The sequence below is a fragment of the Marinifilum flexuosum genome (genome assembly GCF_003610555.1).
Lineage (GTDB): Bacteria > Bacteroidota > Bacteroidia > Bacteroidales > Marinifilaceae > Marinifilum > Marinifilum flexuosum.
Genome location: NZ_RAPQ01000010.1, coordinates 477,995 through 490,471, shown reverse-complemented (window position 1 = coordinate 490,471; position 12,477 = coordinate 477,995). Strand labels below are relative to the sequence as shown.

Genomic DNA, 12,477 nt, shown 5'->3' with positions numbered 1-12,477 from the left:
AGGTCAATCGCTGAATCTTACGTGATTTGGTTCTTTTATTTTACTTTTCAATGTGTCTATGATATTTAGTTGAGAGATCAACAAACGATTTTAGGTGTTTATAGCGACGGGGTTCCACCTCTTCCCATTCCGAACAGAGAAGTTAAGCCCGTTAGCGCCGATGGTACTGCAGAGATGTGGGAGAGTAGGTCGACGCCAACCTTTAAAGAGTCTTATTCCATTAAGGAGTGAGACTCTTTTTTATATGCTCTGATTTTTATAAATCAATATCTAAATAACAATATTTGAAGTTTTAAAAAGCTTCCGCTTACCTTGAATTTAGATTCATTAACTCACGCTTAAGGTTTTTTAACCTATATTTTTAAACAATCTGTTTAAGTTCGTCTCAGTTTGTATATCTTTGTACGCTATGAAACAATATTTCATAATATTAGCTCTTGTATTTGGACTAAGCACAATTTCTTTTGCACAAAGAAAATTATCTGGTGCTAGCATTGGACCTGATGGAAAATCAATGTCTCAAAAATCAAAGAAAGATGATTCTAAGATGTTGGATAGTCTAGGTTACAATGTTGAATCTGTAATCAAAACTTGGAAACTTACAGATATGAATTCTTCAGTTCGCGAATTCAATTTGGATACAGTACTAGGAGAAATTCAAAATTACAATCCGATCTATCAAAAGAGTATTTCTAATTCATATTTGGGAAATTTAGGAGCGGCTTATCAAAGTAACATTTACATTGATAGGGAAAAAGATGAGTTTTTATTTTTCGATGCGTATAGAGCTTATATGGACAAACCTGAAGATATTGTTTATTTTAATACAACCACTCCTTACACTAGGTTATTTTATGAAACTGGTGGACCAAAAGGACAATCTGAAAACTTATTAAAGGTTCTGCAAACACAAAACATTTCACCTAACTGGAACTTTGGTATTAAATACGATTTAATTTCAAGTGATGGTCAATATCAGAATCAGAAGACTAAATTGTATGACTTAACTGTTTTCTCGAGTTACAAGAAGAGAAATTATGGAATGAATCTGGTTTTAAATATGAACCGCATTAATGCAAATGAAAATGGTGGTGTTGTTAATGACGATTTAGTTACCGATGGTGATGAAGAACCTGAAAATATCCAAATAAATTTAACCGAAGGGAAATCGAAATTGACAAATTTTAATTTGTTTATGAATCATTCCTATGGTATTGGTAAGGAAAGAGAAATAGTAATCGAAAAAGATACAACTTATTCGTATGCTATTGATTTATTATATACTTTGAATTACGGGAAAAATAGTTGGCAGTTTAAGGATGAAAATCTGAATAAAGAATTTTATCCTAACTTTTTCTTGAATCAAAATTCAACTTTTGATAAGGTTGAACAAGTAATGGTTAAGAATACTTTTCAAATTGTTTTTAATGAGAATGAAAACAAATGGATTCGCTTAGGAGCAAGATTTGGTATAGAAAGTGAATTCTTGAAATATAATCTTAGAAGAAATGTATCTCAATACGCTTGGCAACAAAAGGATGAAAATATCCATAATAATCAACTTGTTGCAAGCCTATTTAGTTTATCTGGAAAATCTGTAAACTGGAAAGCAGTTGGTAAATATGTGTTCGAAGGATATCGCCAAAATGATTTTGATTTGGATTATCAATTAACAAAATGGTTTGGTGAAAAGAATTCTGGGCATGGTTTTAAGCTTTCCGGGAGATTGGAATCGACTACTCCAAATTACATTATGGAGAAGTACTATGGAAATCATCAGCAATGGGATTTAAAGCTTGACAAACAAAATGAATTACGTGCAGGTGTAGAATATTTTAATAAGAAATATAGATTTAAAATTGGTGCAAATTTCTGTCAGATAGATAATTATACTTATTTTGGGTTGCAGGCAACACCTGAACAAGCCAGTAGTGGAATTTCTGTTTTAACAGGATATTTGCAGAAAAATTTCAAGTTAGGGAACTTTTATCTAAACCAAAGCTTGGTTGGTCAAAATAGTTCAAATGAGAAGGTTTTACCACTTCCAACTTTATCAATCTATAGTAATAACTATTATAAAAATGAATTCTTTAATGGTGCATTAGGCATACAAACTGGTGTATCGATACATTATAATACAAGTTTTTACGCTCCAGATTATATGCCTGCTACGGGGCAGTTCTTTTTGCAAGATCAAAAGGAGCTAGGGGATTATCCTAAGGTAAATGTGTACTTTAATTTTAGAATAAAAAGAACACGTTTATTTGTCATGTATGAGCATGCAAACGCTTCTATTGGAAGTAAAAACTATTTTTCAGCACTTCATTATCCAATCAATCCGTCTATGCTGAAATACGGATTAATTTGGACTTTTTACAATTAAGAATTCTTAAAAGGAACCAAGAAGATAAATCAAATAATTCTTGGTTTAAGACCTGTTTATTTCTAATTTAATATTAGGAAGGGAGAATTTTATGTCGCAATTTAAATACATAAAGCTACTTATACCTTTGATTTTCATGGTGTTTTTGCAAACTTGTAATCAGCAACGAAAGCTTGCGAAGTTACAAATGCAAGAGAAACCCATTGTAGAATTGAAGCATGTAAAGCTGCGTGGAAAACTAAGAGTGATTACCGATTATAATTCTACTAACTATTTTATTTACAAAGGTAGAACTATGGGGTTTCAGTATGAAATGCTGAAAGCTTTAGCTAAGCATTTAAATGTTAAGCTTGATTTGACGGTAAGTAATGATTTGGTTTCTTCTTTTGATGCTTTGGAACGCGGTGATGTTGATTTACTAGGTATGAATTTGGCGGTGACTGGAGATAGGGTAGAGAGGTTTAACTTCACTGTATCTCATAGTCAATCACGTCAAGTATTAATACAAATTAATGATTCTATTCGTCCTGTTGGATATGTGAGTGAAAAATCGCAATTATTTGGGAAGCAAATTCACGTCCCGAAAGGATCTTCGTTTGAGGAAAGGCTGAATAGAATATCGAATACTGGAAATAATGATATTCAGATTATTCCTGTGGATCAAATGGAGGTAGAGGAATTAATTTCTAAAGTAGCAAATAGAGAGATTTCCTATACGATTGCCGATGAGAATGTTGCAATGGTGAACCAGACTTATTATCCAAATATTGATATTCGAACGCATTTGAGTGAGCCACAAAATTTAGCTTGGGCTTTGCGAAAAGGAACCGATGAGCTTACCAAAGATATTAATATGTGGTTGATTGATTTCCAGAAAACAAGGGAATACAGAATTATTTACAGAAAATATTTTAAAAGTAGCAGAATTGAAGAGATGCTTCAAAGTGAATACTTTACTTTAAAGAGTGGTAAAATATCTGAATATGACGATTTGCTAAGGAAAAATGCAAAACTGATTGATTGGGATTGGAGATTGTTATCGGCTTTGGTTTATCAAGAATCAAACTTTAATCCTAAAGCACGCTCGTGGGTTGGAGCTTTTGGTTTGATGCAATTAATGCCTGAAACAGCATATCGATACGATGTTGATTCTTTATCAACTCCTCAGGAAAATGTGGAGGCTGGAGTGAAGCACTTAAAATATTTAGAAGCTAAACTCGATAAAACATTGGGAGACAAAACTGATAAGTTAGAATTTTTATTGGCTTCGTATAATGTTGGTTTGGGACATATTCTTGATGCACGAAGATTAGCGCAAAAGAATGGTAAGAACCCAGATCAATGGAAAGGTAGTGTTGATTATTATTTATTGAATAAATCAAAGCCTGAATTCTTTAATGATCCGGTGGTAAAGTATGGATACTGTCGTGGACAAGAACCTTATTGGTATGTAATTAAGATCTTAGATCGATACAAGCATTACAAAAATATGGCTTTAACGGATCAAAGCAGCTCTTAAGAATACCTCTCGTAATTCAGATAAAATCATTGCAGTAGCTCCCCATACTTTGTGTCCATTGGCATTGAAATATGGGGCGTTTATTGTGAGACCATTTTTGGTAAAACTAAATTTTGAAATATTTTCTTTAGAAAGAAGTTGCTGTACAGGCATTTCGATAACTTCTTCCACTTCAAAAGGGTTCATTTTGAAATCAGGTCGTTGTTTGCAATAGCCTAAAACAGGAAGTACCATAAAATTGCTTACAGGAATATATAATTCAGTTAAGAAGCCTAATATTTTAATTTTTTTGCAATCCACCCCAAGTTCTTCATTGGTTTCACGAATTGCAGTAACGGTTCTATTAGAATCACTCTCTTCGTATTTACCACCTGGTAAACTAATTTGGCCGCTATGATTTGTGTTTCCTGAAGTTCTTTTTATAAATGGAAGGAACAATTGGCCATCTTTGGGATAGAAGAGTAATAGAACACTACTGTCTCTGGCAATCGAAGGATCACTTGTTTTTAGAGCATGTTTACGAATTGAAGGCGACATTATTTTTTGAGCATCAAAGCCTGGAAGACCATTATTGAGCTCATTATTTAATTGTTGTGTGAATTGTTCTAAATCAAATGTTGTATCTAATAAATTCATATAATCCTTTTTCAAATCTTACTTAAAGATAGAAATAAAGTTTCCCCAAGCTGTCAAAAAAAGATTAAACTTTATTGAAATTCATTAAAAAACCCGGCCACTAGCCGGGTTCAAATTATTTTCTAAAATTCTTAACAAATTGTTCTACCTCAGGTACACCACCCTGGTAAAGTAAATATCCATTGTATGGTTCTCGTTTTGTGGTTTCATCATTAATAGGTGTTTCCATGATATCGATAACCTCTTGTCTATCGTTAGTTTGACCAAGAGCCCAACCCAATTTAATATATGCAGCCTCAGGAAGCATATTGTCTAAAGGAACTACCCCCATTGCCATTAAATCTCTACCCGTATCATAAACAAACATATGAGTATACCCCCAAAGCGTTTGGACAGTCATGAATATATGAACACCTTTTTCAACCGCTCTTTTTAAAGCAGGATAAACTGGTTTGTTGACGTGCCCAAGTCCGGTTCCTGCAATAATAATTCCTTTGTATCCGCAATCAACCAATGCATCGATTACATCAGGTTGCATGTTCGGATAATAGTAAACGATGGTTACTTTTTCTTCGAAATAGGGAAGAATCTTAACGTCCTTATCTTTTCGACGATGATTGTATCTTTTCTTAATTGCTTTAACACCTTTTCTCGTAACGGTTGCCAATGGTGTATCTCCTAATGTCCTAAAAGTGGAGCGGTAACTCGAATGCATTTTTCGAACTCTTGTACCTCTATGAAGGAATCCATATTCATCCGAAGTAGGACCAAACATACACACCATCACTTCTGCTATATCGCCGTGACCTGCTGCAATTGCTGAATGCATTAAATTCAAAGCTGCATCAGAAGAAGGTCTGTCTGATGATCGTTGAGAACCAACCAAAACAACTGGAACTGGTAAATTTTGAACCATATAGGTAAGTGCAGCTGCAGTATGGTGAAGTGTATCGGTTCCGTGGGCAATAATGATTCCATCAACTCCATTTTCTATTTCCTTGCCAATGGCAATGGCTAAAGAGATGTATTGCTGTGGTCCCATGTTCTCACTAAATACGGCAAAAACTTTCTCTGTTGTTAAGTTACATATGTCTGCCAATTCGGGAACAGACCCATATAATTCACCTGGCGAAAAGGCTGGAATAACAGCTCCGGTTCTGTAGTCAAGGCGAGAAGCAATGGTTCCTCCAGTTCCAAATAATTTCACCTTTGGCTGTCCTTCGGTGTAAGGAAATTCTTTTTCAGGAACTTTGTAATTGGCCTTTTTATAGCCTGTTTCCTTCATTTCCTTGATGGTAGTAATATTAATCCCAATGTTATAACCAGTATCAATTTTTAAAACGATATGTTGATCGTCATCATTTTCGGCACGCGGTAAAATTGTACCATCAAACTCACCTCTGGTTGTTACAATATGAGTTTTTCCCCATACTCTTACATTATATTTTTTGAGGGTTTCCAGAGCATCACCCTTATATCCTTGAAAAAGATCTTCCATTATTGTAATCGTTTATCGATGATTTCTCTTAAATCTCTTAACTCAATATTTCCAATAGCTTGCTTATGTAGTTGACCCATAATCCAGTTTGCAGCTTCTTCCTTATCATCTGTTTTTCTGATATCACGGTATTTCTCCGCTAAGAAATCTATTGGAGCAGCCAATTCATCCAAGCTTCGTTTTTTAAATTTTAAAGCGGTTAGCATAGAATTAAATTCCATGCTTGGATGTTGGAACAATATTGGGAGTAGGTATTTTGCAATATTAATGTGCAGACCTTTTTCTCGTATGAACTTAAATAGTCCTATCAATTTTCGGTAATTGAAATCATTATGTGCCTTTTGTTTTCCAACAATATTCTTGTAGGTATGGCCAAAGAAGATTGCAACACGTTTAGGATCGAATTTAAAGCGTTCGCAAATTTCTTCTATTATTGGGAAAATATTCTTACTTAGAATGAAATGGAAAGCATCGGCAGGTACTGCCCATTTGCTTAGTAATTCTATTCTTTCAGATATATCTTGAGGCAAATCTTTACCTAATTTTTCGATGTATTCATTAGATAAAGGAATTGGACAAGAATCTGTATCAGGATACATTCTATCGGCGCCAGGAAGAACTCTTTCGAATATGGTTGTTCCATCTGGAAAGGATTTTCTAGTTTCATTAGGAACTCCATCAAAAATCATTTCGCAACGTTCAACCACAGTTTCTATAGCTGTTTCCATGTCCTCTTCCGGTCCCCAAATAATGATTTGTGCATCATTATTATTGGTATTAAGATGTGTGCGAATCGTAGCAAAATCATGATCAGAAATGGTTAGATCTTCTTGCTCCGAATGAACCATATTTGGCTTTTCGATACAAGCAATCACTTTTAATCTTTGAGAGATTTCATCCGCAAAAACCTGATCTGGCTGAGTAAAATGGGAAAGGAATCCTTTAAATTCAGGAATATTGATGGCAATGATTTTATGCTGTTTCTCTTTGCATTCAACCAAAGGCAGGTAAGTGAATTTAAACTCGTGAGGATCCAATTCCATATGATTTACTTGCCATTTTTCCTTCTTGGTTCTCTCTAACAATAGTTTTCGGATGTGTAACAAAGCCCATTGACGGAATGCTTCGTTGTGAGAAAGTTCTGGAATCCATTTGTTGTGAGCCACTCCTTTTATTTCTACTCTTGAGCCGCCTCGGCAACTAACATTTACATCTTCGCGTCCAGCGCCCATTCCTGTTCGAACCAAACCGGTGCTTCTGTTTAAGAAACGAATGTATTCAGCAGTTTCTCTTAATTCATCTGGGGTTACCAGCTCCGGAGCGGTAACCGTTTCGATTAGTGGCATCCCTAAGCGATCGGTTTTGTACCACCTTTCATGCCCCACATCGGCTATTTCTCGACAAGAATCCTCTTCTATACTAAGTTGTATCAGGTTTACCTTTTTATTTCGAAGTTGAATATGACCATTTACGCCAAGAATTGCCGTACGTTGAAATCCTGTAGGAATACTTCCATCCAGATATTGCTTTCTGGTGATGTGAACTTCGCCAACCACATTAAGTTTGCTAAGCAAAGATATTTTGAGTGCAATTTCTAGAGCTTCCGGGTTAATTTTAAACGGAGGAGTATCATCAACTTCGTAGGTACATGCGGTTTCGTTGTTGATTCGATAAATGATGTTCTTACGGGTTTTAAATTCCATAAGAGCGGTTCCATCGTATCCACCTAATTCACTCATGGCAGGTCGCATGTGGCGAATTACTTCGGCATCGTAATCTCCGTTTTTTTGAAATACGCCACAAGGGCAATGGCAAAACAACTTCTCTTTTGTGGCAAGTTGTTGATGAACTTCTAAACCCGACTTAAATCCAATTCTACGATAGTCTTCAGGCGTGGCGAGCCTTCTGTCTACATAGCCAATTTGTTGTCGGGTGAGTTCATAGTTTTGTTTGGGTGTAATTTTAGTACTCATTTCGGGTTAAATTAGTAACCCCAAAATGTACATATTATTCATTGCATAAGAAATGATAAATGACAGGTTTACAGTCTAAAAATCAAATAAATTAAGGAGTGAAAGGTAATCTTATTTTAAATCCCTTGCTTTGTATGTCTTCATGAATTCTTCTCCCGACTTCTTGCCCCCAAATCATACCTGCTTGCATACTTTCCGCTGTAATAGCAGGAGTTTTTTGGGCAATTCTTCTACCAGCATCCGATTCAAAAAAAGCAATCATTGCCTTTACATCTTCATGTGATAGATTCTTTCTGTATATGGGAACAATCATATCATATAAATCATCAAAGGAAGTTTTTAAAAATTCAGCTTCTGTTTTTTCCCAATAACTTGCCGGAACATTGGATTCTTGCGATTTAAAATGTTCAAGCATGGTTTTGATTGACTTTTTGAAGCTATTCGCAGATCCATTTACCTGAAAAAGATGTTTTACATCTTTTGCATATTCATCGTCATTTACACTTTTATTAGCAAAACAAGTGCTTGCTGTAAAAAGCATTATCAATACAAATACCTTGGTCCCTATGATTTTCATTGTTTTGTATTTAGGTTTAGTAGATTATTATCTTGTCAAATTTAAAACTTTTAGAATATCTGTTGTTATTTGTTTTCGATATTTGGCTTCATCTGATGAATTGATATTCATGTTTAAGGCAAAAAAGTAGACATTGTTCTCGTTTTCAAGATAACCAACATACCAACCAATTTCTTGTTCTATGCGTGCTGCCCATCCTGTTTTTGCTCTAATTGAATAGTCATCTGTTTGTTCTACAAGTAAAATCTTTTTTACCGTTTCCTGATTTTTCTTTTGAAATGGCAATTGGTTTAAATACAATCTTTTTAGGAAATCAATTTGTTGGTTAGGCGTGATTCGAATATCTCCATTCAACCAGAAAAGATCAATTTTTCCCCCAATGTCTTTATTCCCGTAATCAGCTTTTTCAACCCAATAATTCATTCTCTCTTCACCAATTTGCCTTGCCAATTCCTGGTAAAACCAAACAACAGAATTTTTTATTCCGGATGCCAGGTTATGATCCTGATTCCATGCTTCAATAAAACGTTTTTTACCATCCCATTTAATGATCTCATTTTCGTCTTTAATTACTTCTGTTTCCAGTGCAATCATCGAATTAATGATTTTAAAAGTAGATGCAGGAAGGAAGGCAGAATCCAATCGTTCAGGATTGTATGCCAGTGATTTATTATTTTTAAAATCATGAATAATAAAACAACCATTCACGTTCGCTTGTTCGAATATTTCTTGTAGGTCATTTGCTTTGTATGCATCAAGAATGGATTCTTGTTGCTTTGTACAAGAAAAGAGTATAACTGATAGGAATAAGAATAGAATCTTTTTCATAGCGTTAAGCTTTTAACAATTTATAATCCTGCTTTTTGTAGATAAACCAGAATAAGACAATACATGCTGTACAAAGTATGCTGGCAAGTAAGGAACCCTCAAAACCAAATTTACCTCCGGTAAGAATTTCATTGCCTGTAATGGTTTGAGAAATTAAAGTATCGCTTTCTGTTCCGCTTACTTCGAAACCAAAAATTGGTCCTTGAAAAAAGTTCCAGCTAAAATGCAAGGCGAGCGGAAACCATAAGTTTTTGGTGAAAATATATCCAATTCCCAATAGGATTCCAGCAAGAAAGATGTTTGTAATTCCTAAAAATGATACGTTAGGATTCATTAAATGCAATGCTGTAAAAATTAACGAGGATAGAATCAAAGCCAGATATCTGTTCATTGAATCCATAAAGTTGGGAAGAATATAGCCTCGCACAATTACTTCTTCGTTTAGAGATACGAAACAGAAAATAAGAACACTTTGAAATAAATTGAATAAATTAAAATTAATATTTGTAATAGTTAGATTACCATTTATCCATAGGATTCCAAATCCTATTCCTATTAGTAAAGAACCAGCTAGAAGACCATACAGAATATCTTTGCCTCTATTTTTAAGCGAGAAACCCAGATCGATTAGTTTTTTTCGATCTATAAATCGAGTGAAAATCCAAACAATAAGCAATGTTCCAATAGTGCCAAAAAATTGAGTAAATAATTTTTTAGATTGGGAAAGAACTGATTCATCCGCAATGGATTTATTTATAAGTGACTCAATAATTAAGTTGCTTATAACTTTTCCTAATATTAGGAATGTAATTGTAAATATTATGAATGGAATTATTATTAGAATTGCACGTAGCCATCCTTGTTTGATGGCTGGGTTTGAGTTGATTTGATTCATTTTGTATGTGATTTAATTAAGCTGTTTAAAATTAACAGAATAATTTAAAACATGTTAGTTTATACTTAAGAAATGAATTTTTATCTAAAACAATAATCAGGTGAGAATTGAAATGTGATGTGTCTTGAATATCATTAGTTATCTCATACTTTCATTTTTTGATCAGAATATTATCAATATTTGTAATCGAGTTGATAGTTGCTCCTTCTGGACTGTCAATTGAACCGTCATCCCTGCCAACGTTAGGTTCACACTCACTAAAAGTATTGTGATGCCTGCCAAATGCACAGTCATAACTACCATCTGCATCGAGAGACCTAAGAAAAGCAAGCTAATTCCTACCAAGTGCATTGCACTTATTAACAATGAGCGTGCGGATATCAACAAATAGCTTGCAGATGGCAGGTCTGACGACGCAGATGACAGATCTCACGATGCGGTTATCAACAATGACGGTGCAGATATTAACATTGAGCCTGCACTTGGCAGGTCTCTCGATGCAGATGGCAGGTCAGACGGTGCACTTGTTAACATTGAGGGAAACAATGGCAGGTCTGATGACAAGAATGCGAACTCTTACAATGAAAATAGTAGGTTGAAGCTGTTTTAAACTTTTCAGGACTTTCAAAAAAAAGCTTGCTTCATATTTGAAGCAAGCTCATTTTAAATATTACAAATCAATTTATACGATTCCTTGTGCAATCATGGCATTGGCAACCTTTACGAAACCACCAATATTTGCTCCATTTACGTAGTTTACAAATCCATTAGAAGTTTTACCATACTTAATACAAGTTGAATGAATGTCTTTCATGATGCGTTTCAAATGATTGTCAACTTCTTGGCGAGTCCAACTTATGCGCATTGCATTTTGCGACATTTCCAGTCCTGAAACAGCAACTCCACCAGCATTGGCAGCTTTACCTGGACCAAATAGAATTTCATTTTCCAAATAAACCTCGATTGCTTCTGGAGTTGATGGCATATTAGCTCCTTCGGAAACACAAATACAACCATTTTCAATTAGAGTTTTCGCTTCATCTTCGTTAATTTCATTTTGAGTAGCACTAGGTAAGGCAACATCACATTTTACTCCCCAAGGTCTTTCGCCTGGGAAATAACCTACCTTGTACTTTTTAGCATACTCTTCAATTCTTCCGCGTTTTATATTCTTCAAACGCATTACATAGGTCAATTTTTCTTCGTCAATTCCATCCGGATCATAAATAAATCCTGAAGAATCGGAAAGAGTAACAACTTTACCACCTAGTTCATTTACTTTTTCAACCGTGAACTGGGCTACGTTTCCAGATCCGGAAACGGTAACAATTTTACCTTTTAAACTGTCTCCTTTAGCATTAAGCATTTCTTCGGCAAAGTATACATTACCATAACCAGTAGCTTCAGGGCGAATTAAACTTCCTCCCCATTCGGCACCTTTTCCGGTTAAAACTCCGGTAAACTCGTTGCGAAGTCTCTTGTACTGACCGAACATGAATCCAATTTCACGTCCGCCAACACCAATATCTCCTGCAGGAACGTCGGTGTCCGGTCCAATGTGTTTCGATAGTTCTGTCATAAAACTTTGGCAGAAACGCATTACCTCGCCATCGGATTTTTGTTTAGGATCAAAATCAGATCCTCCTTTACCACCACCCATTGGCAGTGTAGTTAAGCTGTTCTTAAATACTTGCTCAAAAGCTAAAAATTTAAGGATTCCAAGATTTACAGTTGGGTGAAAGCGCAGACCTCCTTTGTATGGTCCAATTGCACTATTCATCTCAACGCGATATCCTCTGTTTACCTGGATTTCTCCCTTATCATCAACCCATGGAACTCTAAAAATGATTACTCTTTCAGGTTCTGAAATACGCTCAAGAACTTTAGCTGTTTTGTACTTAGGATTTTCTTCCAGAAATGGCATTAAGGATTCAACAACTTCGTGAACTGCTTGATGAAATTCTACCTCACCAGGTGTTCTACCAATTAAATTATCCATAAATTCCTTACTGGATGGGGCTTTGAACATGGTTGTCATGATGCAAAAAGTTTAAGTTAGACATGATTTATTCTGGGTGCAATTTGTAAACAGCCTTTTGGATAACCGCTTACACTATTAAAGGTATGAAAGAATTCATTCAAGGTCAAGCTGTTAGAATTCGTTTAAA

9 protein-coding genes and 1 rRNA gene are annotated in these 12,477 nt (G+C 35.0%); 3 read left to right on the top strand and 7 right to left on the bottom strand.

Going from position 1 to position 12,477, the window contains the following annotated elements; translation table 11 throughout:
• The first annotated feature begins 90 nt into the window (after nucleotides 1-90).
• The 3 genes from rrf to BXY64_RS15275 all read left to right on the top strand — a co-directional run bounded on the left by rrf (nucleotide 91) and on the right by BXY64_RS15275 (nucleotide 3,902).
• A 5S ribosomal RNA gene (gene rrf / locus BXY64_RS15285) occupies nucleotides 91-201 on the top strand.
• 208 nt (nucleotides 202-409) lie between these two features.
• Nucleotides 410-2,383 carry a putative porin gene (locus BXY64_RS15280; protein ID WP_120240852.1) on the top strand — a complete coding sequence of 658 codons (1,974 nt, stop codon included), beginning with the start codon at nucleotides 410-412 and terminating at the stop codon, nucleotides 2,381-2,383.
• Between the two features lie 187 nt (nucleotides 2,384-2,570).
• Nucleotides 2,571-3,902 carry an MltF family protein gene (locus tag BXY64_RS15275; RefSeq protein ID WP_170150679.1) on the top strand — a complete coding sequence of 444 codons (1,332 nt, stop codon included), beginning with the start codon at nucleotides 2,571-2,573 and terminating at the stop codon, nucleotides 3,900-3,902.
• On the opposite strand, the gene BXY64_RS15270 is transcribed toward BXY64_RS15275, so the two are convergent.
• The 7 genes from BXY64_RS15270 to gdhA form a co-directional block, all read right to left on the bottom strand.
• The gene (locus BXY64_RS15270) at nucleotides 3,879-4,538 is read right to left on the bottom strand and encodes an NUDIX hydrolase (protein ID WP_120240850.1); all 660 of its coding nucleotides are present in this window, start codon (nucleotides 4,536-4,538) and stop codon (nucleotides 3,879-3,881) included. The genes BXY64_RS15275 and BXY64_RS15270 overlap by 24 nt on opposite strands.
• A 115-nt stretch (nucleotides 4,539-4,653) precedes the next feature.
• Nucleotides 4,654-6,036, bottom strand: a complete 1,383-nt coding sequence (gene gatD / locus BXY64_RS15265; RefSeq protein ID WP_120240849.1) for a Glu-tRNA(Gln) amidotransferase subunit GatD — start codon at nucleotides 6,034-6,036, stop codon at nucleotides 4,654-4,656.
• Nucleotides 6,036-8,009, bottom strand: a complete 1,974-nt coding sequence (gene gatE, locus BXY64_RS15260; RefSeq protein ID WP_120240848.1) for a Glu-tRNA(Gln) amidotransferase subunit GatE — start codon at nucleotides 8,007-8,009, stop codon at nucleotides 6,036-6,038. The genes gatD and gatE overlap by 1 nt, the downstream gene beginning before the upstream one ends.
• Before the next feature lie 91 nt (nucleotides 8,010-8,100).
• Nucleotides 8,101-8,586 (bottom strand): DUF2059 domain-containing protein, encoded by a 486-nt coding sequence (locus tag BXY64_RS15255; RefSeq protein WP_120240847.1) that lies wholly within the window; start codon nucleotides 8,584-8,586, stop codon nucleotides 8,101-8,103.
• Between the two features lie 27 nt (nucleotides 8,587-8,613).
• Entirely contained in the window at nucleotides 8,614-9,414 is an 801-nt protein-coding gene (gene blaOXA, locus BXY64_RS15250) for a class D beta-lactamase (protein ID WP_120240846.1), read from the bottom strand.
• A 4-nt stretch (nucleotides 9,415-9,418) separates the two neighbouring features.
• Nucleotides 9,419-10,309: a CPBP family intramembrane glutamic endopeptidase gene (locus BXY64_RS15245; protein ID WP_120240845.1), complete on the bottom strand. Its 891-nt coding sequence runs from the start codon at nucleotides 10,307-10,309 to the stop codon at nucleotides 9,419-9,421.
• A gap of 682 nt (nucleotides 10,310-10,991) precedes the next feature.
• Nucleotides 10,992-12,347: an NADP-specific glutamate dehydrogenase gene (gene gdhA, locus BXY64_RS15235; RefSeq protein ID WP_211334510.1), complete on the bottom strand. Its 1,356-nt coding sequence runs from the start codon at nucleotides 12,345-12,347 to the stop codon at nucleotides 10,992-10,994.
• Nucleotides 12,348-12,477: the final 130 nt, after the last annotated feature.